The organism is Pseudomonas sp. NPDC087336, assembly GCF_044744285.1.
In the GTDB taxonomy this organism is placed as follows: domain Bacteria; phylum Pseudomonadota; class Gammaproteobacteria; order Pseudomonadales; family Pseudomonadaceae; genus Aquipseudomonas.
Genome location: NZ_JBIUYA010000020.1, coordinates 30730 through 56264, shown reverse-complemented (window position 1 = coordinate 56264; position 25535 = coordinate 30730). Strand labels below are relative to the sequence as shown.

General features: G+C 60.6%; 23 protein-coding genes. 8 read left to right on the top strand and 15 right to left on the bottom strand.

The genetic code is table 11. The features are described 5' to 3' along the window. The first annotated feature begins 629 nt into the window (after positions 1-629). Together gltP and ACIO0C_RS20070 are read left to right on the top strand one after the other, a co-directional pair. The gene (gene gltP / locus ACIO0C_RS20075; protein WP_020798026.1) at positions 630-1961 is read left to right on the top strand and encodes a glutamate/aspartate:proton symporter GltP; all 1332 of its coding nucleotides are present in this window, start codon (positions 630-632) and stop codon (positions 1959-1961) included. Between the two features lie 191 nt (positions 1962-2152). Then, positions 2153-3382: a nucleoside recognition domain-containing protein gene (locus ACIO0C_RS20070; RefSeq protein WP_401314784.1), complete on the top strand. Its 1230-nt coding sequence runs from the start codon at positions 2153-2155 to the stop codon at positions 3380-3382. Between the two features lie 91 nt (positions 3383-3473). Here the strand turns inward: ACIO0C_RS20070 and ACIO0C_RS20065 are convergent, their stop codons facing one another. The 9 genes from ACIO0C_RS20065 to ACIO0C_RS20025 form a co-directional block, all read right to left on the bottom strand. Further along, positions 3474-4100, bottom strand: coding sequence for an ABC-type transport auxiliary lipoprotein family protein (locus tag ACIO0C_RS20065; RefSeq protein WP_401314783.1), 627 nt, complete (start codon positions 4098-4100; stop codon positions 3474-3476). Next, complete coding sequence (locus ACIO0C_RS20060; RefSeq protein ID WP_401314782.1) at positions 4097-5035, bottom strand: MlaD family protein; 939 nt, start codon at positions 5033-5035, stop codon at positions 4097-4099. The genes ACIO0C_RS20065 and ACIO0C_RS20060 overlap by 4 nt, the downstream gene beginning before the upstream one ends. A gap of 1 nt (position 5036) precedes the next feature. Further along, a complete protein-coding gene (locus tag ACIO0C_RS20055; RefSeq protein ID WP_401314781.1) occupies positions 5037-5840 on the bottom strand; it encodes an ABC transporter ATP-binding protein in 804 nt (267 codons plus the stop codon). After that, positions 5837-6985, bottom strand: coding sequence for an MlaE family lipid ABC transporter permease subunit (locus ACIO0C_RS20050; protein ID WP_401314780.1), 1149 nt, complete (start codon positions 6983-6985; stop codon positions 5837-5839). The genes ACIO0C_RS20055 and ACIO0C_RS20050 overlap by 4 nt, the downstream gene beginning before the upstream one ends. 54 nt (positions 6986-7039) lie before the next feature. Further along, positions 7040-8068, bottom strand: coding sequence for a DUF5924 family protein (locus ACIO0C_RS20045; RefSeq protein ID WP_401314779.1), 1029 nt, complete (start codon positions 8066-8068; stop codon positions 7040-7042). A 65-nt stretch (positions 8069-8133) separates the two neighbouring features. Then, on the bottom strand, positions 8134-9510 hold the full coding sequence (locus ACIO0C_RS20040; protein WP_401314778.1) for a M16 family metallopeptidase: 1377 nt from the start codon (positions 9508-9510) through the stop codon (positions 8134-8136). A 189-nt stretch (positions 9511-9699) separates the two neighbouring features. Beyond that, on the bottom strand, positions 9700-11358 hold the full coding sequence (locus ACIO0C_RS20035) for a Na/Pi cotransporter family protein (protein WP_401314777.1): 1659 nt from the start codon (positions 11356-11358) through the stop codon (positions 9700-9702). A gap of 213 nt (positions 11359-11571) precedes the next feature. Then, positions 11572-12339 carry a TerC family protein gene (locus tag ACIO0C_RS20030; protein WP_401314776.1) on the bottom strand — a complete coding sequence of 256 codons (768 nt, stop codon included), beginning with the start codon at positions 12337-12339 and terminating at the stop codon, positions 11572-11574. Positions 12340-12424: 85 nt separating this feature from the next. Further along, on the bottom strand, positions 12425-13732 hold the full coding sequence (locus tag ACIO0C_RS20025; RefSeq protein ID WP_401314775.1) for a CitMHS family transporter: 1308 nt from the start codon (positions 13730-13732) through the stop codon (positions 12425-12427). 311 nt (positions 13733-14043) lie between these two features. On the opposite strand from ACIO0C_RS20025, the gene ACIO0C_RS20020 reads away from it, so the two are divergent. After that, positions 14044-14445: a GFA family protein gene (locus tag ACIO0C_RS20020; protein ID WP_401314774.1), complete on the top strand. Its 402-nt coding sequence runs from the start codon at positions 14044-14046 to the stop codon at positions 14443-14445. Here ACIO0C_RS20020 and ACIO0C_RS20015 read toward each other — a convergent pair whose 3' ends face one another. Beyond that, on the bottom strand, positions 14446-14772 hold the full coding sequence (locus ACIO0C_RS20015; RefSeq protein ID WP_401314773.1) for a DOPA 4,5-dioxygenase family protein: 327 nt from the start codon (positions 14770-14772) through the stop codon (positions 14446-14448). Positions 14773-14857: 85 nt separating this feature from the next. Between ACIO0C_RS20015 and ACIO0C_RS20010 the strand changes: the two genes are divergently transcribed. After that, positions 14858-15520: an NAD(P)-dependent oxidoreductase gene (locus ACIO0C_RS20010; RefSeq protein WP_401314772.1), complete on the top strand. Its 663-nt coding sequence runs from the start codon at positions 14858-14860 to the stop codon at positions 15518-15520. On the opposite strand, the gene ACIO0C_RS20005 is transcribed toward ACIO0C_RS20010, so the two are convergent. Then, the gene (locus tag ACIO0C_RS20005) at positions 15517-16467 is read right to left on the bottom strand and encodes a choline sulfate utilization transcriptional regulator (RefSeq protein ID WP_401314771.1); all 951 of its coding nucleotides are present in this window, start codon (positions 16465-16467) and stop codon (positions 15517-15519) included. The genes ACIO0C_RS20010 and ACIO0C_RS20005 overlap by 4 nt on opposite strands. 114 nt (positions 16468-16581) lie before the next feature. On the opposite strand from ACIO0C_RS20005, the gene betC reads away from it, so the two are divergent. From betC to ACIO0C_RS19990, 3 genes are all read left to right on the top strand, one after another. Then, on the top strand, positions 16582-18096 hold the full coding sequence (gene betC, locus ACIO0C_RS20000) for a choline-sulfatase (RefSeq protein ID WP_401314770.1): 1515 nt from the start codon (positions 16582-16584) through the stop codon (positions 18094-18096). Between the two features lie 16 nt (positions 18097-18112). Next, positions 18113-19033: a choline ABC transporter substrate-binding protein gene (gene choX / locus ACIO0C_RS19995; RefSeq protein WP_401314769.1), complete on the top strand. Its 921-nt coding sequence runs from the start codon at positions 18113-18115 to the stop codon at positions 19031-19033. Between the two features lie 85 nt (positions 19034-19118). Further along, positions 19119-20687 carry a SulP family inorganic anion transporter gene (locus tag ACIO0C_RS19990; RefSeq protein ID WP_401314768.1) on the top strand — a complete coding sequence of 523 codons (1569 nt, stop codon included), beginning with the start codon at positions 19119-19121 and terminating at the stop codon, positions 20685-20687. Positions 20688-20760: 73 nt separating this feature from the next. On the opposite strand, the gene aroE is transcribed toward ACIO0C_RS19990, so the two are convergent. Together aroE and hemF are read right to left on the bottom strand one after the other, a co-directional pair. Next, positions 20761-21588, bottom strand: a complete 828-nt coding sequence (gene aroE / locus ACIO0C_RS19985; RefSeq protein ID WP_401314767.1) for a shikimate dehydrogenase — start codon at positions 21586-21588, stop codon at positions 20761-20763. 13 nt (positions 21589-21601) lie between these two features. Continuing rightward, positions 21602-22516, bottom strand: a complete 915-nt coding sequence (gene hemF / locus ACIO0C_RS19980) for an oxygen-dependent coproporphyrinogen oxidase (protein WP_401314766.1) — start codon at positions 22514-22516, stop codon at positions 21602-21604. Positions 22517-22678: 162 nt separating this feature from the next. On the opposite strand from hemF, the gene ACIO0C_RS19975 reads away from it, so the two are divergent. Next, a complete protein-coding gene (locus ACIO0C_RS19975; protein WP_401314765.1) occupies positions 22679-23656 on the top strand; it encodes an NADPH:quinone reductase in 978 nt (325 codons plus the stop codon). 115 nt (positions 23657-23771) lie between these two features. Here the strand turns inward: ACIO0C_RS19975 and ACIO0C_RS19970 are convergent, their stop codons facing one another. Beyond that, positions 23772-24329 carry an L-threonylcarbamoyladenylate synthase gene (locus tag ACIO0C_RS19970; RefSeq protein ID WP_401314764.1) on the bottom strand — a complete coding sequence of 186 codons (558 nt, stop codon included), beginning with the start codon at positions 24327-24329 and terminating at the stop codon, positions 23772-23774. Between the two features lie 54 nt (positions 24330-24383). Continuing rightward, on the bottom strand, positions 24384-25490 hold the full coding sequence (dprA, locus tag ACIO0C_RS19965; RefSeq protein WP_401314763.1) for a DNA-processing protein DprA: 1107 nt from the start codon (positions 25488-25490) through the stop codon (positions 24384-24386). Between the last annotated feature and the right edge of the window lie 45 nt (positions 25491-25535).

Sequence of the window (25535 nt, the reverse complement as noted above, 5' to 3'; positions counted from 1 at the left end):
TCTTTCCCGCTGCGCCACCTGAGGAAGGCAGGCGCATGACCAAGGGGTCGGGATGTTCTGCCTGCTTCAGGGGCGGAGTGACCTACGGGTACAGGGAGTGCCTGCGCAAGGGCCGGGTCAGGTAAAGCTGCCACGCAAGTTCGCCGGCCAACCACGGCTCGACGGGCTTGCGTAGGGCTTGAGGCTCAAAGAGCCGGTGGGAAATAGTCTGCCGGGGCTTCAAAAGCGACCGTACATCGAGAAAAATAGCCATTCTTTTGCGCTCAACTCTCTGGGCACATCTCGCGATTTTCTGTCATTTCGACACCCTTCCCTACTGTTCAAAAAACATACTGCCTGCGCTGTGATGGCCGGTTCACGGCACTTATGCCTGCCAATATGTCGCATTCGAACCGGTTGGGACGCGCGTTTCACTCAAAAAACATCATGCCGATTCGGCATAGGGTAGGCGTTTACGGCATTAGACGTCGCTTCCTTGCATCGGAATAGTTGCGCCTTTTTTCGCCTGCCAGAGAGCCATTAACAATCGCTCCGGGGCTCCTTATACGGGGACAGGTGCACTGACATTTTCGCCACAAGCGAAGCCGCTCATGCATGTGTTCGAGTCAAACTGAAGTAAGGGTAAAGATATGAAGAAGGCAAAGCTTAGCCTCGCCTGGCAGATCCTCATCGGTCTGGTATTGGGGATTGCAATCGGTGCGCTGCTCAACCATTTCAGTGCCGAAAAAGCCTGGTGGATCAGCAACGTCCTGCAACCGGCAGGCGATATCTTTATCCGTCTGATCAAGATGATCGTGATCCCGATCGTCATCTCTTCCCTGATCGTCGGCATTGCCGGCGTCGGTGACGCCAAGAAACTTGGCCGCATCGGCCTCAAGACCATCATTTACTTCGAGATCGTCACCACCATCGCCATCGTGGTCGGTCTGCTGCTGGCCAACCTGTTCCATCCAGGTGCCGGCATCGACATGAGCACCCTGGGCACTGTGGACATTTCCAAGTACCAGGCCACGGCGGCCGAGGTTCAGCATGAACACGCGTTCATCGAAACCATCCTCAACCTGATCCCGTCGAACATCTTCGCGGCCATGGCCCGTGGCGAAATGCTGCCGATCATCTTCTTCTCCGTGCTGTTCGGTCTCGGCTTGTCGAGCTTGCAGGCGGACCTGCGCGAGCCGCTGGTGAAGATGTTCCAGGGCGTATCGGAAAGCATGTTCAAGGTCACCCACATGATCATGAACTACGCGCCGATCGGCGTGTTCGCACTGATCGCGGTGACCGTGGCCAACTTCGGCTTCGCGTCCCTGCTGCCACTGGCAAAACTGGTCATCCTGGTTTACTTCGCCATCGCCTTCTTCGCCTTCGTGGTGCTGGGCCTGATCGCTCGCCTGTTCGGTTTCTCGGTGCTCAAGCTGATGCGCATCTTCAAGGATGAGCTGGTACTGGCCTACTCCACCGCCTCCTCCGAAACCGTGCTGCCACGTGTGATCGAGAAGATGGAAGCCTACGGCGCGCCAAAAGCCGTTTGCAGCTTCGTGGTGCCGACCGGTTACTCGTTCAACCTGGACGGCTCGACCCTGTACCAGAGCATCGCGGCCATCTTCATTGCCCAGCTGTACGGCATCGACCTGTCGATCAGCCAGCAATTGCTGCTGGTATTGACCTTGATGGTCACCTCCAAAGGCATTGCCGGCGTACCGGGCGTGTCCTTCGTGGTGCTGCTGGCCACCCTGGGCAGCGTCGGCATCCCGCTTGAAGGCCTGGCATTCATCGCCGGTGTCGACCGTGTGATGGACATGGCGCGTACCGCTCTGAACGTGATCGGCAACGCCCTGGCCGTACTGGTCATCGCTCGTTGGGAAGGCATGTACGACGACGCCAAGGGCCAGCGCTACTGGAACTCCCTGCCGCACTGGCGCAGCAAGGAAAAGTTGCCGGCTGGTGAAACGTCCAGCAACTAACGCAATGCCCCCTGTAGGAGCGAGCTTGCTCGCGATGGAGGCCGGAACACCGCGCGTATCCAGAATGCCCGCGTCATAGTGGACGTCCATCGCGAGCAAGCTCGCTCCTACAACAAACCCCGGAGAAATCCGGGGTTTGTCGTTTCTGGCCACCCCGCTATCATTCGCGCATCTTTTGGGGGATTTGACTGATGCTTAATGGCCTGTGGCTTGGCTTCTTCATCGTGGCTGCCGTATCGGCATTGGCGCAATGGCTGATCGGCGGCAACGCCGGGATCTTCGCGGCGATGGTGGAAAGCATCTTCGCCATGGCCAAGTTGTCGGTCGAGGTCATGGTCCTGCTGTTCGGCACACTCACCCTGTGGCTGGGCTTTCTGCGGATCGCCGAGAAGGCCGGGATCGTCGAATGGCTGGCCAGGGCCCTGGGGCCGCTGTTTTTGCGCCTGATGCCGGAAGTCCCGCCCGGCCACCCCGCCATCGGCCTCATCACCCTGAACTTCGCTGCTAACGGCCTGGGCCTGGACAATGCCGCCACGCCCATCGGCCTCAAGGCCATGAAGGCCCTGCAAGAGCTCAATCCCAGCGATACAATCGCCAGTAACGCGCAGATCCTGTTCCTGGTGCTCAACGCCTCCTCCCTGACCCTGCTGCCGGTGACGATCTTCATGTACCGCGCCCAGCAAGGTGCGCCCGACCCGACGCTGGTGTTCCTGCCGATCCTGCTGGCCACCAGTTGCTCGACCATCGTCGGCTTCCTGGCCGTAGCGTTCATGCAACGCCTGCGTGTCTGGGACCCCGTGGTGCTGGCCTACATGATTCCCGGCGCCCTGATTCTGGGTGGCTTCATGGCATTGCTGGCAACGCTGTCGGCTACCGCGTTGGCCAGTTTGTCGTCGATCCTCGGCAATCTGACGCTATTCGGGATAATCATGCTGTTTCTGGTGATCGGCGCGTTGCGCAAAGTTAAGGTCTACGAAGCGTTCGTCGAAGGCGCCAAAGAAGGCTTCGACGTGGCGAAGAACCTGCTGCCGTACCTGGTGGCGATGCTCTGCGCCGTGGGCGTGTTGCGGGCGTCCGGCGCCCTGGATTTCGGCCTGGACGGGATTCGTCACCTGGTGGAATGGGCCGGTTGGGACACGCGCTTTGTCGATGCGCTGCCGACTGCGATGGTCAAGCCGTTCTCCGGCAGCGCCGCCCGGGCGATGTTGATCGAAACGATGAAAACGTCGGGCGTGGACAGCTTCCCGGCGCTGGTGGCGGCGACGGTTCAGGGCAGTACAGAAACCACGTTCTATGTGCTGGCGGTGTACTTCGGCGCAGTGGGCATCCAGCGAGCGCGGCATGCGGTGGGGTGTGCATTGCTGGCCGAGTTGGCCGGCGTACTGGGCGCCATCGGGGTTTGCTACTGGTTCTTCGGGTGAGTCAAACATTTATCGCTGGCAAGCCAGCTCCCACAGGGACTGTGCTTTACCTGTGGGAGCTGGCTTGCCAGCGATAAGGTACGCAGGACCTTCAAGGTCTCGCGGGCGGTGCGACTTTTTGCCCTTGCTTAACCGCCCACGCCACCACCTGCGCCGTTAGCTGATCGCTGACCTGACCGAACCCGGACACCACCGCAGGCACCTTCACATCGCTTAACGGCTGGCGCACTTCAAAGCGTTTGCTGGCGAGAATTCGCTGGTCATAACCGCGAACCAATAAGGCATCCAGGCGCACGACCACACTGGCGCTGGCGCCCTGATATTCCGTCTGAAACGCCTGCAAACTGCCGCCCAGTTCCAGATCCGCCTGGAAGTTGCTGTCATCAGTGCTGAGCAGCGTCACCCGGCCATCACGCTGGAAACCATCGAGCAGGCGATTGCGCAACAGCACCGGCGCCGGGTCGCTCCAGCGTGCGCCCTTGTAGCTGCTGATCACATCGCCCTGGGGAATGACCGCGATATTCGGGCTGTTCAACGCTTCACTGGCCTGGGGTTTGTTCAGGCGCAACGACCAGCGCTGTGACGTGACGTGAGTGGCCGATGTGCTGCTGTGCGCCGATGGCAATCGATAAAGGTCGAAGGGTTCGGACTTGGGCAGGATCGAGCACGAGCTGATCAGGATGACGCTGGCGAGGAGGGCGAGGCGGGTTAGCTTCATGGGGTGAATTCCTTGCTCTTGTCACTGCCCAGCAGGTAACCACTGGGGTTGGATTCCAGGCGTTGAGAAATGGCACGCAACGAGGTGAGGGTTTCACGCAACTCACGCACCGCCGGGGCCAGGCCATTGAGCCCCTGCATGCCGTTGTTGAGCGAATCCTGATTGGTGGTCAGCAGTTTGTTGATCGTCGCGGTGCTCTGTTCCAGCGACTTCATGGCCTGTTCGGCGCTGCCGAACATCTGCTTGCCCTGATCATTGAGCATGCCATTGGCGTTGCGCATCAACGCCGACGTCTGCTCCATCATGGTGCTGGCTTGCTTGCCGACCGCCGCCAATTGCTGCATCGCCTGACGAATATCGCCACGCTGGTCGGCGATGGTGCCGGTGGTGACTTCGAGATGCTCCAGGGTCTTGCTGATGCGCTCGATGTTTTCCGTGGAGAACATCAGGTTGGCGTTGTGCATCAACGTATTCACCCCGGCCATCAGGTCGTTGCTGTCATTGAGCAGACGGGCGATGGGCGAGGGCGAAGCAATAATGGTTGGCAGTTTGCCGTCCTTGCCTTTAAGCGTCGGGCTCTGGGGCGTACCGCCGCTGAGCTGAATGATCGATGTCCCGGTAACCCCGGTCAGCGCCAGCTTGGCCTGAGTGTCTTCCTTGATCGGGGTATCGCCGCCCAGACGGATCCGCGCCAGCACCCGGCGCGGGTCTTTCGGGTCCAGGCGCAGCGACACCACGTCGCCGACCTTGATCCCGCTGTACTGCACCGAACTGCCCTTGGACAGGCCGCTGACCGCCTCGTTGAACACGACCTCGTAGTCCTTGAACTCGGTATCGACACTGGATTTGGCCAGCCATAGGCCGAAGAGCAGGGCGCCTGTCACCACAATCACGGTGAACAGGCCGATCAATACATGATGGGCTCGGGTTTCCATGTCAGACCTCGTTGAGCTGTTGAGCGGCCGTCAGCGCCGCGCGGCCGCGAGGGCCATGGAAGTATTCGTGAATCCACGCGTCGTCGGTTTCCGAGACGACATCAATGGCATCGGCCACCAGCACCTTCTTCTGCGCCAGCACCGCCACGCGGTCGGTGATGGTGTAGAGCGTGTCGAGGTCGTGGGTCACCAGGAACACGCTCAGGCCCAGGGCATCACGCAGGGTCAGGATCAGTTGATCGAAGGCAGCGGCACCAATCGGATCGAGACCGGCGGTGGGTTCGTCGAGAAACAGGATGTCCGGGTCCAGCGCCAGGGCCCGCGCCAGCGCCGCACGCTTGATCATGCCGCCAGACAGGGACGCGGGGTACTTGTCCGCCGCCGACAGCGGCAAGCCAGCCAAGGCCAGTTTCACCGCCGCCAGGTGCTCGGCGTCGTTACGGCTCAAACCCGCGTGTTCGATCAGGGGCAGGGCCACGTTCTCGGTCACGGTCAACGAAGAGAACAGGGCGCCTTTCTGGAACAGCACACCAAAACGCCGTTCGATCAGGGACCGCTCGTGCTCGGGCAGGGTCGGCAGGTTTTTACCGAAGACTTTGACCAAGCCCTCGCTGGGCTGGCGCAAGCCGACAATGCTGCGCAGCAACACTGATTTACCACTGCCGGAACCGCCGACCACGGCCAGGATCTCGCCCTTGTACAGATCCAGGTCGAGGTTTTCGTGCACGCTCTGGCTGCCGAAACGATTGCACAGCCCACGGACTTCGATCACCGCCTCGGCGGGCGCTCGGGGTAAACGACTCACCAGCTCATCTCCATGAAAAACAGCGCGGCCACGGCGTCGAGCACGATCACCACGAAAATCGACTGCACCACGCTGGAGGTGGTGTGGGCACCAACGGACTCGGCGCTGCCGCTGACCTTGAAGCCTTCCAGGCAACCGATCGCGGCAATGAGAAAGGCGAAGATCGGTGCTTTGACGATCCCCACCAGAAAGTGCTGAACGCCGATGTCCGATTGCAGCAGCGACAGGAACATCGCTGGCGAAATATCCAGCGATACGGCGCAGACGACGCCGCCACCGATGATCCCCGAGACCATCGCCAGGAAGGTCAGCATCGGCAATGCGACCAGCAAGGCCAGGACCCGCGGCACTACCAGCAACTCCATGGGGTCGAGGCCCAAGGTGCGGATGGCGTCGATTTCCTCGTTGGCCTTCATCGAGCCGATCTGCGCGGTGAACGCACTGGCGGTGCGCCCGGCCATCAAAATCGCCGTCAGCAGCACACCGAACTCGCGCAGGAAGGCAAACGCCACCAGGTCCACCGTGAACACGCTGGCGCCGAAGGTGGTCAGCACCGTCGCCCCGAGAAAGGCCACCACGGCGCCCACCAGAAAGGTCAGCAAGGCGACGATGGGCGCGGCGTCGAGGCCGGTCTGTTCGATGTGCGCCACCATCGGCGTGATGCGCCAGCGGCTGGGGCGGAACAGGCCACGAACGATGGTTTCCAGGATCAGGCCGACGAACCCCAGCAGCTGCAGGGTGTCCTGCCAGACCGCGTCCACCGCGCGGCCAATGCGGGTCAGCAATTGAATGCCGACACTGATTTCCGGCTCCTTGAGCGGCACGCAGAAATCCGTCAGCGACTGATAGACGGTCTGCAATAACGCGCGGTCGGCGGAGGAGAGAGTGCAATCGGGATGTTCGGCGGATCGGCCCAGGCGCTCGGAACCCAGCAGCTCCACCAACAGCGAGGCCCCGGCCGTATCAAGGGCGCCGAGGCCATTGAGATCGATGCGGGTGCTGTCGTCGTATTGGCCTTCGAGCTTTTCACTCAGGTGCTTGAGGTCGGCGTAATGGGCAAGCGTCCAGTCTCCCGTCACCCGAATCTGCGGCGGGGAGTGCGAGGTGTCCAATTGGGCATTGCCGGCCACTGTGCTGCTGGTCATAAGCTCCGTGCTTTTTCGGCTATTACGCAGAGCTATGTAATAACACGAACTGACTCACTTTTCTTTGACCGGTGTGCTGTCTGCCACCTTGAAGCGCAACACACCGATCAGTTGGCCGTCTTCGGTCAACACTCGCACCTGCCATTTGCCGGCCGGGTTGCCAGGGAAGTTCTGCTTGTGGGTCCAGGCCCGGTAGCCTTCCTTGCGTCCACCGTGGATATCGAGAGGGATGCGATCGACCTCTTTGCCGTTGAATTGCCAGACGTGATAAATCCGCTCGTCCAGCCCGCGTGGCGCGTTGATCGCCGTGTAGGCATAGAGGCCACCACCGCGAATCTGCTCGACGCTGACTTCTTCGAGGCTGGCGCCGGGGGTGCGATCCTGCATCTGCGTGCTGATGGCCACGTCGGTCATCCACAAGGTCGCTGGCGGCACCCACGAACGCAGCACCCAGCCGACACCGCCGATCCCCACGGTAATACTCAGGATCGCCACGGCGTTGCGCACGGTACGGATCGGAAAGATCGACGCCAGGCTGGGGAACGACAACAGCACGGCGATGCCCAGTGCCCATTTGAAGCTTTGCGAGGTAGTCAGGTGCATGATGACCGGCAATGCGGTGAGCAGGGCGGCGAACAGGGTCAGGGTGTGCAGCGCCAGGAACGCCCAGCGCCGGGGCGCCAGCCACTTGTAGTAGAGCGGGTCGATGATGGAAATCAGCGCCGCGATGCCCAGCAGCCCGGTGAAGAACAACTGGCTGCTGTTCCACGTCGTGGTGATGAAAAAGAAGGGCAGGACGAAGAACAGGCTTTCCTGGTGAATCATCTGCGTCGCATAACGCAGCAATGGCTGGGGGATTTCCCGCTTAAAGATTCTGGTGAACAACTTGGTCAGGCTGTTTTCCAGCATCAGCCAGACCCAACTGATCAGCATGATGGTGGTGATCCAACTCGCCAGGCCCTGCTGGCGATCCACCAGGATGAAGCTGCTGATCCCGGAGATGAAACCACCGAGCGCAATGACCCCGGGGTAGCGCTTCATCAGTTCGAGGATGCGCTGGACGATAAGGGTCAGGGTCGGCATTCGGCGGTTCACAGTAGTGGTAGGAAAAATCCCTGACAGGTTACCGCCTCATCCGCGAAAAGTGCTTACTTTCTGCGATGAAAACGCCATGCCGCCAGGCTCAACACCAACAATCCCAATACCCCGGCAATCGCCCACATCAACTGGTCATAACTCACCAACGGCTTTTCGATCCGCACATAGCCCGGTTGCAGGAGCAGTTCGCGCATGGCCTTGTTCGCTTGCGCCAGCGTGACCGCTTGCAATTCTTTTACTGGGCTGGCGAAACGGCCGTTTTCGTAGTCTCCCAAGGCACTCCAATAGTAGTCGGCCAATGCGCTGTTGCCTTGCACCGCCCAGGCCTGTCGAGCGATGGCCGCCTGTTTTAGGCGATTGAAGGTCTCGGCATTGAGGCCGTCCTTGAGCAAACCAGCCTTCAATTCATCCAGCACCTTTTGCGCTTCCGCCACGTCGTCGCGCTCAAGGTCTGCATTCAGGCTCATGAAGCCGACGCCGCCGAACACCTCACGCTCGGCCCAGGGGCCATAGGACAAGCTGTGTGCCAGGCGCAGCTGGCGATAGAGTGCCCAGTCCAGATAGTCCTTGAGCAGGTCGAAGGTTTCGTCGTGCTGATCATCCAGTACCGGCTCCGGCACCAGCCAGTGCAGCTTGGCCCCGCCACCGACGAAGCCGTGAATCAGGTTGCGCTCATGGGCAGCGCTGGCCTGGATCTGTGGCAGGGGCGGGTGCTCTGTCGGGTCGATGGCGGTCAGCGCGCCATAAGCCCGATCCAGATAGGCCGGCAGTAAACGGTCCAGATCGCCGACGACGATCAGCGTCATGTTGTTGGGCGCGTACCAGCCCTTGCGCACGTTCTCCAGCTGTTCGCGGGTCAGGTGATCGACTTCCGCGCGCTCAGGGCATTTGAGGCCCAGCTCCACGGCCAGTTGTTTGCTGGCGGTATTGCCCAGGTCCTGGCGATCCAGCCAGCGTTGCAGGTGCGTGTAGTGGCCGCCGTCCTCACGCTCGACCACTTGCTTGGCGGCGTGGATGGCGTCTTCGTCGAAATGGGTCTGCGTCAGTAGCGCAAGCAGCAGGTCAAGCACCTTGCGCTGGTTTTTCGCCGGGGCTTCGATCACGAACGTGGTGTCGGCGTTGCTGGTGAAAGCGTTCCACTCGCCACCCAGCGCCTGCATGCGCTCCTCCAGGCCGCCTTCACCGCTGGCGTCGATGCCGCTGAACAGCAAGTGTTCAAGCAGGTGCGGCAGTTCCTTTTCGGCGCAACCGAAATCATCCAGGCCGACACCGACCACCAGCCGAATCGCCACATGGCCACGTTCGGTGCCAGGCTTGAGTAACATCTGCAAACCGTTGCGCAGGGTGTAGCCTTCAACCTGGAAGCGATCCAGGGCAAACGAGGGAAGTGAGCCAAGCAACAGACAGGCGAACAACAGACAACGCATAACGAGCTTCCCGGCAATCAATCGGAGATCCGTTTCGTCCTTCCGTCCGCCATCGCGAGCAAGCTCGCTCCCACAGAATCCGGGCTGATCCATTCATTGTGATCAACTCGAAACCTGTGGGAGCGAGCTTGCTCGCGTGACGGCCTTGAGGCTGAATCAATGTTACTGACTGACCACCTTGCCAGACGTTCAAGGCGAATGTGTGATGTCCGCCAAATCGTCGACAGCCAATGCCCCGGTGTCAGACGTTTCCAATACCACGTAGGCACTGCTGCAAAACAGTGAATTCAGACGCTTCATATCGGCAATCAACTCCAGGTGCAGCGAACTGGTCTCGATACTTTGCACGATCTTACGTTGCAAACGGCTGACATGGGCGTGGGCCAGGCGGCGTTCCTGTGCGCGAAAGCGACGTTTCTCGCGCAGCAACTGGCGGGCACTTTCCTTGTCGCCACTGAGAAATACCGACAAGCCCAGGCGCAGGTTGGAGATCAACTGGCTGTGCAGTCCGGCCAACTCCTCCAGCCCCACTTCGGAAAACGACCGGCGCTGGGAGGTTTTCTGTTGCTGGACTTTGCGCAGCATGCGTTCGATCAAGTCGCTGGCGAGCTTGAGGTTGATCGCCAGCTCGATGATTTCCGCCCAGCGCCGGCTGTCCTGGTCACTGAGGTCTTCCCGGGGCATTTGCGCCAGATACAGCTTGATTGCGCTGTAGAGCGCCTCGACGTCATCGGTCAGACGACGCATTTCCTGGGTCACTGCCGTTTGCTTGCCGTGCAGCACGTCGAGCATGGCTTCCAGCATGTTGTCGATCAGATCGCCCATGCGCAGGGTTTCCCTGGCCGCGTTGGCCAACGCCAGGCTTGGCGTGACCAACGCTGTCGGGTCAAGGTGCCGGGGTTTGGCCATGCCGTTGGTTTGCGGGCGCTCGGGCAGTATCCACGCACAGAACCTGGCCATCGGCCCGACACTGGGCAGCAGGATCAGGCAACGCGCCGTGTTGTAGAGCAGGTGGAAGCCGATGACCATTTCCTGAGGGCTGAAGTCGAGGCTGTCGATCCAGTGCACCAAGGGGTCGAGCACCGGAATGATCAGCAACAGGCCGATCATCTTGTACAACAGGCTGCCCAACGCCACCTGGCGGCCGGCGGCGTTCTGCATGCTGGTGCTGAGGAACGCGAGAATACCGCTGCCGATGTTGGCGCCGATTACCAAACCGATGGCTACCGGCAAGCTGATCACGTTGGCGCCGGCGAGGGTCGCGGTCAGCAGGACCGCCGCCAGGCTGGAGTAGGAAATCATCGCGAACAACGCACCGACCAGGGCGTCGAGCAAAATGTCGCCGGTCAGCGAGGCGAAAATCACTTTCACCCCTTGGGCGTGGGTGATCGGCGCGGCCGCTTCGACAATCAATTGCAGCGCCAGAATGATCAACCCCAGGCCGATGCTCACGCGGCCCATTTGCCCGAGCCGCGTCTGTTTGCGCGACAGGAAGAAAATCACCCCGAGAAATATCAGCAGTGGCGAGAGCCATGACAGATCGAAAGTCAGCACCCGCGCCATCAATGCCGTACCGACATCGGCCCCGAGCATCGTTGCCAGGGCAGGGGTCAGCCCCATCAGGCCTTGGCCGACGAACGAGGTGACGAGCATCGCCGTGGCGTTGCTGCTCTGGACCATCGCGGTCACGACGATCCCCGAGATGAACGCCAGCCAGCGCTTGGACATGTTCTGGCCGATGACGTGGCGCAAGTTGGAGCCGTAGACCCGCAAGATGCCGGTTCGGACGATGTGCGTGCCCCAGATCAGCAAGGCCACGGCTGAAAGAAGATTGAGCAGGGTGAGCATGCAGGCCCCCTGTGGTGGTAGCGCCCCAGAGGGGCAAGTTGGCGGTGTCGCGACGTTCTACGTTCTGTACTTAAGCTGTAGTTGGCTAACGGTCTTGGCGCCAGCATCGCATAGCTAAAGTGATGATTGAAACAAAACCGTCATGAAAACAGCTTGATGCAGACAAAGAAAAAGGGGCCTTCAAGGCCCCTTTTGCTCAGCACAGCATTCGGGTTACTGCCCCGGAATGTCCTTGCGCAGTTTCACTGGGTCCTGCTGCTTCCGCTTTTTCGCAATAGCGGTGCGCATCTTGATGTTGATCGCTTCCACCGCCAGCGAGAACGCCATGGCGAAGTAGACGTAGCCTTTTGGTACATGCACGTCGAGGGATTCGGCAATCAGCACCATACCCACGATCAACAGGAACGACAGCGCCAGCATCTTCAGCGAAGGGTGCTTGTCGATGAACGCGCTGATAGTGCCCGAGGCCAGCATCATTACCAGTACCGCCACGACAATCGCCGCAACCATTACCGGTACGTGGGAGACCATGCCGACGGCGGTGATCACCGAGTCCAGGGAGAACACGATGTCGATGATCGCGATCTGGATGATGGTGTAGAGGAAGTTGCCGCCTTTGAGCGAAGGCTCGTCATCGCTTTCGTCTTCACCTTCCAGCGCATGGAACATCTCTTGCGAGCTCTTCCACAGCAGGAACAGGCCACCGAAGAACAGGATCAGGTCACGCCCGGAGATACCCTGGCCGAACACTTCGAACAGGTCGGCGGTCAGACGCATGACCCAGGTGATCGACAGCAGCAACAGAATCCGCGTGACCATGGCCAGCGCCAGGCCGAAAATCCGGGTGCGCTGTTGCATGTGCTTGGGCATGCGGCTGACCAGGATCGAAATCATGATGATGTTATCGATACCCAGGACGATTTCCAGGGCGGTCAGGGTAAAGAAGGCAACCCAGATTTCAGGGTTGGTCAGCCATTCCATGTGTATTCCTTTGAGCGAGTGTTAAACCAAAAAGGGCCCCGACTTCAAACCGCGAAGCCTGGACCCGAATTGGTGAGTCTTGGGCTTATAGAGTGCTGAACAGCGGAAAAATCCCCATCAGCAATGCAGCGACCAGTATGCACATGCAGACCAGCACTGCCCACTTCAGGGTGAAGCGCTGGTGATCACCAAAGTCGATGCCGGCCAGGGCCACCAACAGGTAAGTCGATGGTACCAGCGGGCTCAACAAGTGGACGGGCTGACCGACGATCGAGGCACGTGCCATTTCCACCGCGGTTATACCGTAATGGCTGGCGGCTTCGGCAAGTACCGGTAACACGCCGTAATAAAATGCATCATTCGACATGAAGAAGGTGAACGGCATGCTCACCAACGCCGTGATCACTGCCAGGTACGGGCCGAGGAAATCCGGAATCACCGACAGCAGGCTTTTCGACATGGCATCGACCATGCCGGTGCCCGACAGGATACCGGTGAAAATGCCCGCGGCAAAGATCAGCCCGACCACCGCCAGCACGCTACCGGCGTGGGCTGCGACGCGATCCTTCTGCTGTTGCAGGCAAGGGTAGTTGACGATCATCGCGATACTGAACGCCACCATGAACAGCACCGGCAACGGCAACAGGCCGGCGATCAGGGTGCACATCAGGCCCAGGGTCAGCGCACCGTTGAACCAGATCAAGTTCGGACGACGGGCATCCGGGAACTGCGAGACGGTAATCTCGCTGTGATCGATCTCATCGCCCACCAGGTGCAATTCACCCAGGCGTGCACGCTCACGCTTGCCGTAGAAGTAGGCAATGGCAAGGATGGCCAGGACACCGGCCGCCATCGCTGGAATCATCGGGACGAAGATGGCCGACGGGTCGACGTGCAGCGCACTGGCGGCACGGGCGGTCGGGCCACCCCACGGAGTCATGTTCATCACGCCGCCGGCGAGGATGATCAAGCCGGCCATGATCCGCGGGCTCATGCCGATACGGCTGTAGAGCGGCAGCATGGCGGCCACGCAGATCATGTAGGTGGTCGCGCCGTCACCATCGAGGGAAACGACGAGCGCCAGTACGGCGGTACCCACCGACACTTTCAACGGATCGCCCTTGACCATTTTGAGGATCTTGCGCACGGCCGGGTCGAACAGGCCGGAGTCGATCATCAGGGCGAAGTACAGAATCGCGAACATCAGCATCACACCGGTCGGCGCGAGCTTGGTAATGCCGTCGAGCATCATCGGGCCGATTTTCGGGCCGAAACCGCCGAACAGGGCGAAAACGATCGGGATGATGATCAGGGCGATCAACGCGGACAGGCGCTTGGTCATGATCAGGAACATGAACGTGATGACCATGGCGAAGCCAAGGAAAGTCAGCATGGGAATACTCCAGGCGTAGCGCGGCTAGGGAATGGGCGGATCGGAAGGATCAGCGCAGAACAGGAAGCACGAGGCGTACGGGCGGAGTTGCAGCGAAGCGGCGGATAGAAGAGGGCATCAGGGTCACCATTGTTGTTGTTAAATGGGCCGGGCGAGCAATCGAACACTCGCATTAGCCAGCCGGTCTATTGCCGGCAGTGAGGGCGATCCTAATCGGGGAAGCTTTCAGCCAGCTTTCGCCGATGAAAGCATTGACCGGATGTGCAACCGGTCGTCGGACCAAGTTGAGGCCTTCGCGAGGAGGAAAAGGTATGGCCAACATCCACACAGGCGGCTGCCACTGCGGACAGCTGCGCTATCAATTGAGTGGGCCATTACAAGACATTGCCCATTGCCATTGCTCGATTTGCCGGCGGGTCAGCGGTGGGATCGTCACCACCTGGATCACTGTGCCGGCATCGGCCTTTCAATGGCTGGCGGGAAAACCGGCGCGGTACGACTCTTCGCCAACCTGCGCGCGCTATTTCTGCGGCAACTGTGGGGCGCAACTGGCGTTGGTGACCCACCTGAGCCCGGACAGCATCGACGTGACCATCGCCACCCTCGATCACCCGGAACAGGCCCCGGCCGAACGCCACATCTGGACCGACAGCCGCCTGCCCTGGCTGCACCTGGATGAGCATTTGCCGGGCGAAGCCGAAGAAACGCTCTGATCAGAAAATAGACAGGTCGAGCGGGCGAATCGCGCCCATCCAGATCGCATGCTCGCTGTGATCCAGCAGATCGTTGCCGGTGTCCGGGTGCAGGAACACCACCAATCCCTTGCGGTTGAGCGCCAACCACGGCAGCACATCGCCGATCAGCTCGGGGCCGAACGCCAGTTGGCAGCTCCAGTCCGGGTGCGGGCCGACAGGGCGTTCGTGTACCCGGCCCATTTTCAGCGGGAACAGTTGCGCGGCTTGCTCACACAGGGCCCGCGCCTGCTCGATGGTGCTGGCATCGAAATAGACATGGGCGTGGTAGCCCTTGATCCGTTGCATCTGAATCCCTCTTATACCGAGTCGAACCCTCACCGTTTCCTGCTGGTCAAAAGCCATACAGGAATGAAAACAAGGGAGTTCAGCCATGAAAAATGCCGAAACCCCGGTGGTGAAAGTGGTCCTTTATGGTGCCATGAGTAGCCTGGGCAGTGCGCTGATGGCTGAAATGTTGCGGCGCCAACATGAAGTGATCGCCATTCTCGATGACCTGACGGCGCTCGCGCCGCGTCCGGGTTTGCGTACCAAGGCCGGCGACCTGTTTGACGCGCAACGGGTCAAGCAAAGCGTCGCCGGCAGTTCTGCGGTCATCTGTCTACTAGACGCACCGGGGTTGCCATTCAACAGCGAACACGTGGAAAAAAACATCGTGCCCGGACCGGTCGAGCAGGTGCTGGCGGTGGATGCATTGATCGATGGCATGCAGGCGGCGGGCATCGCTCGTTTATTTCTAGTGGGGGATTTCGAGATCCTGGACGATCCGGAGTTCGACGACGGGTTGCAACGCCACGCCGCCGAAGAAATCCGCGAAGCGCTACAAAGCAGCAACTTGCACTGGACGATGGTGAACGCCCCGCGCGGTGTGCCGGGGCTGACCATCGAGCATTTCAGTCACTTCGGCGGCAACCTCGAGCCGGGCCTGGCCAAACCGCTGGCACGCCTGGCCCGCACGGCGGTGGGGATCGCCGATGAGCTGCGTCTGAACCTGCATATCGGCGAGCACGTCAATTTCATCGCGACCGACAGCTAAACCACAATGGAGGGCAGCGCCATTCCGTTCAACGATTGCGCACTGCTAGCCTGTTCAGCCATCAACCAGTCGACGAACTGCTGAATCAGGGCGCCACGCCGTTTACGCTGCGGCAAAACCACGTAATAACCCAGCCTGGAGATCACCGTTTCAGCAATCGGCCGACACAACAAACCTTGTGCCAGCAAGTTATCCACAAGGTGCCGCCAACCAATGGCCACGCCCTGACCGCCAATGGCGGCCTGAATCAGCAAGGTGTAATTGTCGAAACGCAATTGGCCCGGAGCCGGGGGCGAGGTGATACCCAACTCGCGGAAGACCCCGCTCCAGTCAAACCAGTGACTGCTGTTCTCGCCACGCAGGTGCAGGAGTGGAAACTCCAGCAAAGACCGGGCAGGCAAGGGCAGGGCACGGTCATTCAACAACTGCGGGCTGCACACCGGGAACACTTCCTCGCTGAACAGCCAATGGCTCTCGCCCTGCTTGAAGCGGCCATCGCCGAACAGCACCGCCACATCGATATCGCTACGCAGCATGTTATGGCTGCGTTCACTGGTCACCAGGCTGACGTCGACCTGTGGATTGGCCGCGTGAAAGCGGTGCAACCGAGGCATCAGCCAATAGGCGGCAAAGGCGAAATCGGTGGCGACCTGTAGCACTTCATGTTGTTGTTGGGCGCTGATCGCACTCAATCCTGCATCGATATTCTGCAAACCAAGCTGAACCTGCTCGAACAGGATAGCCCCCGCCTCGGTCAGTTCGATGCCGCGATAGATGCGATCGAACAGGCGAGTCCCCAACTGCTCCTCCAGTCGCTTGATCTGTTGGCTGACCGCCGGCTGAGTGGTGCCCAGTTCGACCGCCGCCGCCGTGAAGCTGCGTTGGCGCGCCGCCGATTCGAAAGCGCGGAGCAAATCCAGGGAAAGTCCACCAAGCGCGTCATACATAAGCTGTACTTATCCTAGTCATTGCCGCCCGTGGGCTTTACCGCGAAGAGTGTGGGTTACATCCTCGATCCCAGCACTCTCGCATAAACATCCACTATGGAATGCCGCGATCACATGAAGCGCAAGAACATTCTTTTCATCATGGCCGATCAAATGGCCGCGCCAATGTTGCCGTTCTACGGTCCTTCACCCATCAAACTGCCTAATCTGAGCCGCCTCGCCGCCGACGGCGTGGTGTTCGACAGCGCTTACTGCAACAGCCCGCTGTGCGCGCCATCGCGTTTTACCCTCGTCAGCGGCCAATTACCGAGCAAGATCGGCGCTTATGACAACGCGGCGGATTTCCCCGCCGATGTGCCGACTTATGCCCATTACCTGCGGCGCCTCGGCTATCGCACCGCGCTGTCGGGCAAGATGCATTTCTGTGGTCCGGACCAGTTGCACGGCTATGAAGAACGCCTGACCAGCGATATCTACCCGGCCGACTATGGCTGGGCGGTGAACTGGGACGAACCGGACGTGCGTCCGACCTGGTACCACAATATGTCATCGGTATTGCAGGCAGGCCCCTGCGTGCGCACCAACCAACTGGATTTCGACGAAGAGGTGGTGTTCAAGGCCCAGCAGTACTTGTTCGACCACATTCGCGAGGATGGCGACCAGCCGTTTTGCCTGACGGTTTCGATGACTCACCCCCATGATCCGTACACGATTCCCAAGCCGTTCTGGAACCTGTACGACGACGCCGACATCCCGTTGCCGGCAACACCGGATCAACGCGAACTCGATCCGCACGCCCAGCGATTGCTCAAGGTCTACGACCTATGGGAAAAACCCCTGCCTGTGGATAAAATCCGTGACGCTCGCCGCGCCTACTTCGGTGCGTGCAGCTATATCGACAGCAACGTCGGCAAACTCCTGCAAACCCTCGAGGATACCGGGCTGATCGATGACACCATCATCGTCTTCTCCGGCGACCACGGCGACATGCTCGGCGAACGTGGCCTCTGGTACAAAATGCACTGGTACGAAATGGCCGCTCGCGTGCCGCTGTTGATAAGTGCGCCGGGGCAATTCGGCGCCGGCCGGGTCAGCGCATCGGTATCCACCGCCGACCTGTTGCCGACCTTTGTAGAACTGGCCGGCGGCTCTCTTGAACCTGGCTTGCCGCTCGATGGCCGTTCGCTGGTCCCGCACCTGCAAGGGCAAGGCGGGCACGATGAAGTGTTCGGCGAGTACATGGCCGAAGGCACCATCAGCCCCTTGATGATGATTCGCCGTGGCGCTTACAAATTCATCTACAGCGAAGATGACCCTTGTCTACTCTTCGATGTAAACAACGACCCGCGGGAGTTGGAAGAACTCAGCCAGTCGCCGCAACATCGCCAGCTGTTCGACGATTTTCTCGCCGAAGCGCGGGCTAAATGGGACATTCCGGCAATCCACCAACAGGTACTCGCGAGCCAGCGGCGCCGGCGTTTCGTCGCCGATGCCCTGACCATCGGCAAGCTGAAGAGCTGGGATCACCAGCCACTGGTGGACGCCAGCCAGCAGTACATGCGCAATCACATCGACCTCGACGATCTGGAGCGCAAAGCACGTTATCCACAACCCTGCCAAAATCAATAATGTTAAGGGGAAGTCCATGCAAAGGTTATCCACAGTACTGACGGTCGGGCTCCTGGCCCTGGGCAGTGCATCGGTGTATGCCGATCAGAGTTGCGAGACGGTGAAAATGGCCGACCCGGGCTGGAGCGACATCGCCGCGACCAACGCCATCACCGGGTTTCTGCTGGACGGCATGGGCTACAAGGCCAAGGTCGACACCCTCGCGGTGCCGATCACCTTCGGCGGGCTCAAGGACGGCCAGGTGGATGTCTTCCTCGGCAACTGGATGCCGGCGCAGCAGGGTTTCTACGATAAATTCGTCGCCACCGGTGACGTCACGCAACTGGCAAAGAACCTCGATGGCACCGAGTTTACCCTCGCTGTGCCGGACTACGTCTGGGACGCGGGTGTGCATAACTTTGCCGACCTCAACAAGTACGCCGACAAGTTCGACCACAAGATCTATGGCATCGGGTCTGGCGCCCCGGCAAACATTTCGCTGCAAGAGATCATCAAGAAAAATGATTTCGGCATGGGGCAGTGGAAGCTGGTCGAATCCAGCGAGCAGGCCATGCTCGCGGAAGTGTCCCGCGCGGTGAAGAAACAGAAGTTTGTGACCTTCCTCGGCTGGACGCCTCACCCAATGAATGTGCAGCTGAAAATGCATTACCTGAAGGGCGGCGAGAAATACTTCGGAGACACCGGCAGCGTCCACACCCTGACCCGCAAAGGTTATGCACAGGCCTGCCCGAACGTCGGCAAGCTGCTCACCAACCTGACTTTCACTCAGGAAATGGAGAACAGCATCATGGCCGAGGTGGTGAACAAGAAAGTCAGCAATACCGATGCAGCCAAGGCGTGGATCAAGGCCAACCCGGCAGTGCTGGACAAGTGGCTCGATGGCGTGAAGACCGTGGATGGCAAGGATGCGTTGCCGGCAGTGAAGGCCAAGCTCTGACTGCCGCCGCTGATCGTTCCCATGCTCAGCGTGGGAACGATCAGCGTCTGTTAACCTTGCGCCAAAACCCAATCCGAGAGGACCCATGGCCCTTCCCAGCCGCCATTCACTCTTCCCATTCCTCACATGGTTGCCCCGGCAAACCCGCGCCAGCGTCGGTCGTGACCTGATCGTCGGCCTCAGTGGCGCGATTCTCGCGTTGCCGCAATCCATCGCCTATGCACTGATTGCCGGCCTTCCACCGGAGTACGGCTTGTATGCGGCGATCATCCCGGTGTTGATCGCTTGTCTGTGGGGTTCGTCCTGGCATTTGATCTGCGGTCCGACGGCAGCCATTTCCATTGTCCTGTACGCCAGCGTGAGTCCCTTGGCCGTTCCGGCGACGCAGGACTACGTCACCGTGATTCTGTTGCTGACCTTCCTGGCCGGGATTTTCCAGTGGTTGCTGGGTTTGCTGCGCTTTGGTGCGCTGGTCAATTTCGTCTCTCATTCAGTGGTGCTTGGCTTCACCCTCGGCGCAGCGGTGGTGATTGCCATCGGCCAGCTGCCCAACCTGCTGGGGCTCGACCTGCCCAGCCAGGCCACCGCACTGGACAGCTTCATCACATTGATCAGACACCTGGGTGAAGTGGATAAGCCTTCGCTCATACTCGGCTTGGCCACCGTCGTGGTCGGCGTCATCCTCAAGCTGTGCTTGCCGCGCTGGCCGACGCTGTTGATAACCCTGGTCCTGGGCGCACTGCTGGTCTGGCTCTGGCCGGCGATGTTCGGTCACGTAAAACTGGTGAGCGCCTTCACCGGCAAGTTGCCGCCTTTGAGCCCGTTGCCGCTGGACCTCGACCTGATCCTGCGTCTGCTACCTAGTGCCGTGGCAGTCGGCATGCTCGGGCTGGTCACCAGCCTGTCGATTGCCCGTTCGCTGTCGGCGCGCTCGCAGCAGTTGCTCGACGCCAACCAGGAAGTCCGCGCCCAAGGCTTGTCCAACATCGTCGGTGCGTTTTTTTCCGGATCGCTCTCGGCCGGTTCCTTCACCCGCTCAGGCTTGAGCTACGAAGCGGGGGCCTGTTCGCCATTGGCGGGAGTCTTTTCGGCCTTGTGGGTGGCGTTGTTCGCCATCTTTGGTGCCGGTCTGATCGCACACATCCCTATCCCAGCCATGGCCGGCAGCATTTTGTTGATCGCCTGGGGCCTGGTGGATCATCGGGGCATTCGTGCGTTGCTGCGGGTCAGCCGCGCCGAGTTCGTAGTCATGGGCCTGACCTGTATCGCCACGCTGCTGCTGGAACTGCAGACGGCGATCTATGCCGGGGTGCTGGCGTCGCTGTTCTTTTACCTCAAGCGCACCTCGCAACCCCGCGTGCAGCATTTACGCGACGGTGACGAGGACATTCTGCGGGTCGGCGGCTCAATCTTCTTCGGCGCCAGCCATTACCTGCAGGTTCGCCTGCAACGGATGCACGGTGCACGGGTGGTGATCGAGGCGCAGCAAATCAACTTCATCGACTATTCGGGGGTCGAGATGCTGCATCAGGAAGCGCGGCGGCTGCTGCGCCAGGACCGCAGCCTGACCCTGCGCCGGGCGCGGCCGCAGGTGGTGGATGAATTGAGGAAGCTGGAAGGGGCAGAGAAATGCCCGATCCGATTTGAGGATTGAAGCCCTTGTAGGAGCTGGCTTGCCAGCGAAGGCGTCCTTGAGTACGCCAAAAGCTTCGCGGGCAAGCCCGCTCCTACAGGGGCTCTGTCAATTGTCGACGAAGCTCGGCCAACACCGGCGCCGTGTCCGGACGCATCCCGCGCCACAGGAAGAAGGCTTCCGCCGCCTGTTCAGCCAACATCCCCAGCCCATCCATCGACACCGCCGCGCCATGTTCGCTGGCCCAACGACAAAACGAGGTCGGTTCCTTGCCGTACATCATGTCGTAGCAAAGGGTCTTGCCCGGCTCGATCAGGCTGCTGGCAATCGGCGGGATATCGCCTGACAGGCTCGCGGACGTCGCGTTGATGATCAGGTCTACCGACTCTTGCAGCCAGTCATAACCACTGGCCGATACCGGCCCCAGGTCGCAGAACAGTTCGGCCAGCAACTCGGCCTTGTCCACCGTACGGTTGGCAATGACCACCGACGCCGGCTGCTCGGCCAACAACGGTTCCAGCGCACCGCGCACTGCGCCGCCGGCACCGAGCAGCAGGATGCGCTTGCCCTTGAGGCTGAAACCGGCATTGACCGTCAGGTCCCGTACCAGGCCGGCACCGTCGGTGTTATCGCCCAGCAAGCTGCCATCGGCCAGTTTGCTAAGGGTATTCACTGCGCCGGCCCGTTGCGCCCGCGCCGTCAGGCTGTCGGCCAGGCGATAAGCGTCTTCCTTGAACGGTACCGTCACATTCGCGCCACGGCCTTCGAGGAAAAACGCCCGGGCACAGCCGGAAAAATCATCGAGCGGCGCCAGCGAAGTGCTGTAGTCGAGTTTCTGCCCGGTCTGCTCGGCGAACAGACGATGAATCAACGGCGATTTGCTATGGCCGATCGGGTTACCGAATACGACGTAACGGTCCATCTGGATTCCTCGTTCAGGCCTTGGCCAACCAATCGCGGTCTTGCAGGAAATATTCAGTCAGGCGTGCTTCTTCGCTGCCAGGCTCGGCTTTCCAGTCGTAACCCCAGCGTACTTGCGGTGGCAGCGACATGAGGATCGACTCGGTACGTCCGCCCGATTGCAGGCCGAACAGGGTGCCACGGTCGTAGACAAGGTTGAACTCGACGTAACGGCCACGACGGAACTCCTGGAACTCGCGCTGCTTGGCGGTAAAAGCGTCGTTTTTGCGGCGTTGCACGATCGGCAGATACGCCTCGATGTAGGCGTCACCGATGGCACGCATGAAAGCGAAGCTGGTGTCGAAGTCCCACTCGTTCAGGTCATCGAAAAACAAGCCGCCGATGCCCCGGGGTTCGTGGCGATGCTTGATGTGGAAGTAGCTGTCGCACCAGGCCTTGTAACGCGGGTAGACGTCCGCACCGAACGGCGCACAGGCCTGCTCGGCAACGCGGTGCCAATGCACGCAATCTTCTTCATTGCCGTAGTACGGCGTCAGGTCGAAGCCGCCGCCAAACCACCAGACCGGCTCTTCACCTTCCTTTTCGGCGATGAAAAACCGCACGTTGGCGTGGGAAGTCGGTACATGCGGGTTGTGCGGGTGGATCACCAGCGACACGCCCAGGGCCTCGAAGCCACGCCCGGCCAGTTCCGGCCGATGGGCGCTGGCCGACGGTGGCAAACCGCTGCCGAAGACGTGGGAAAAGTTGACGCCGCCCTTTTCGATGACCGCGCCATTTTCGACCACTCGTGTGCGTCCGCCACCGCCGGCAGGCCGGGTCCAGGCGTCTTCGACGAAGCGCGTGCCACCGTCTTCGGCCTCCAGGGCAGCACAAATACGGTCTTGCAGGTCGAGCAGGTAGGCTTTTACGGCCTCGGTGCGGGTAGTCATGGCATCACCTTGGATCGGGCAAAGCTACGCGGCGCTCCATTGGAGCGGGCTGGCGCAAATGGGCGCGTAGCATACCACCGCCGAAGCGCTCGTCGCAGTTGACGCAGATCACGCTTAGGAGTCCGATAGGGCGCTTGGTAAAACGATCTCAGGAGAGTGCAGATGGCAAAGCGTATCCAGTTCCGCGCCCATGGTGGTCCCGAAGTGCTTGAGTATGTGGATTACCAGCCCGCCGAGCCCGGCCCGCAGCAGGTCCGCGTGACCAACAAGGCCATCGGCCTGAACTTCATCGACACCTATTACCGCAGTGGCCTCTATCCGCCACCGTCCCTGCCATCGGGTGTCGGTTCGGAAGGCGCGGGCGTGGTCGAGGCGGTTGGCAGCGAAGTGACCCGGTTCAAGGTCGGCGATCGGGTGGCTTACGGCAGCGGCCCGTTGGGCGCCTACAGCGATGTTCACGTCTTGCCCGAGGCCAACCTGGTGCACCTTCCGGACGCCATCAGTTTCGAACAGGCAGCCGGTGTGATGCTCAAGGGCCTGACCGTTCAATACCTGTTGCGCCAGACCTATGAACTCAAGGGTGGCGAAACCATTCTGTTCCACGCCGCTGCCGGTGGTGTCGGTTCCCTGGCCTGCCAATGGGCCAAGGCCTTGGGTGTGAAGTTGATCGGCACCGTGAGCTCGGCGCAGAAAGCCGCACTGGCCCAGGCCAATGGTGCCTGGGCGACCATCGACTACAGCCATGAAAACGTCGCACAGCGCGTATTGGAATTGACCGACGGCAAAAAGGTCCCGGTGGTGTACGACGGCGTCGGCAAGGACACCTGGCTGACTTCTCTCGACTGCGCGGCGCCCCGTGGGCTGGTCGTGAGCTTCGGCAATGCGTCCGGGGCGGTGGACGGGGTGAACCTGGGGATTCTGGCGGGGAAAGGCTCGTTGTACGTCACCCGGCCGACGCTGGCGACCTACGCCAACAATGCCGCGAACCTGCAGCGCATGGCCGATGAGTTGTTCGAGATGATCATCAGCGGCAAGCTGACCGTGGACATCAGCCAGCGTTATCCACTGGCTGACGCAGCGAAGGCGCAGACCGAGTTGTCGGCGCGGCGTACGACGGGATCGGTCATTCTGTTGCCTTGACTGACGCCATCGCTGGCAAGCCAGCTCCCACAGGTTTCGGTGGTGAACACAAATATTGTGAACACCAGAAAACACTGTGGGAGCTGGCTTGCCAGCGATGAACGATGACGCGGTCTTAATCCGGGCGCACAACATGCCCGGTCGCCAGATCCCGGATAACACTCGGGTTCTTGCGCCCACCCAGGTTCCCACCCAACACCAGATCAATCTGACCCCGGAAATACTGCTCCACGCGAATGCGCGTGCGCGCCGCCGGCCGGCCCTGTGGGTTGGCGGAGGTCGACACCAGCGGCCCGACCAGTGCGCACAAATCCCGCACCTGCGGGTGATCGCTGACCCGCAACGCCACCGTTTCATGCACACCGGTAATCCACTGCGGCAACATGTTCTGATGCGGCACCAGCCAGGTGTTCGGCCCCGGCCAGGTACTGGCCATGCGGTCCATCCACAGTTCAGGGAAGTCTTCGAAGAGGAAGTCGAACTGGCGGATATTGTCGGCCACCAGGATCAGGCCCTTGTCCACAGACCGCCCCTTGATCAGCAGCAAACGATCCACTGCCTCTTCATCCCACGGGTCGCAACCCAGCCCCCAGACTGCTTCGGTTGGGTAGGCAATCACCGCCCCTGCGCGAATTGCTCGTGCGGCTTGCTGCACACGCCAACTGTTGACCATGAAAAACTCTCCAGAATAAGGCTCTGAGCAGTTTACCGATCTTCTTTGTAAAACCTAGCTTACCCGCGCAAACCAGCGCCCGTTTTCGCAGATAGCGCGGCCGTCCATTTCCAGCTCCGTCAACGTCGCCAGGACCTTGGGCAAGGTCCAACCGCTGGCATCAACCAGCGCTTCACTGGTGTGGGGGCTGGCATGGAGCAGCTTCAGCAACGGATGGCTCGTTGCGGTCGCGGGGGTTTGTGTTGAAAACGGCAGCTGCTGCCAGCCACGCAGGGCTTCGAGGATATGCTCGATGGTTTCCACCAACACGGCACCGTCGCGGATCAATTGATGGCAACCGCGAGCGCCAGGATGATGAATCGACCCTGGAATCGCATACACCTCGCGCCCCTGTTCCGACGCCAGCCTGGCCGTGATCAATGAACCACTGGCGACGCTGGCTTCGACCACCAGCACGCCCAGGGACAAGCCGCTGATAATCCGGTTGCGTCGGGGGAAGTTGCTGGCGCTGGGAGCGGCGTCCAGTGGAAACTCCGAGAGCACCGCGCTACCCGACGCGATCATGGCGTCGGCCAGTCGCCGATTGCGCTGTGGATAAAAGTTTTCAAGACCCGTGCCAAGTACCCCCACCGTTCGCCCGCCAACATCCAGTGCCGCCTGATGCGCGGCGGCATCGATTCCCAGGGCCAGACCGCTGGTGATGACAAACCCGGCACCGGCCAGGCTGCGGGAAAACGCAGTGGCGGTGTCCATGCCTGGCCGTGAAGCACGACGACTGCCGACCATCGCCAGTTGCGGTTTTTCCAGGATCTGCGGATCGCCCGCCACGAACAGCAACGGTGGCGCGTCGCTGATTTGCGCCAGCAGCGCCGGGTAGTCGGGCTGGTCCCACATCAGCAAATGCTGGTCCTGACGCTCTATCCAGGCCAATGCATGGCTGGCGCCGTCACGAACTTCAGGGGCGCGCCTGGCCTCGCAACACACCTGCGGCAAGCCCAAAGCTCGCCACGCACTGGCAGGTGCGCTGATGGCCTTGGACGCCGAACCGAAGGCTTCCAGCAATTTCCTGAAACGCGCCGGACCGAGTTCCGGCAGACGGTGCAAACGGAGACGCGCTTCCAGTTCTGCAGGGGAAACCGGTGTAACAGGTGGTATCGACATGGATCATCCTTGATCGTTATTTGCACCCGTCGAAACGGGAATAAG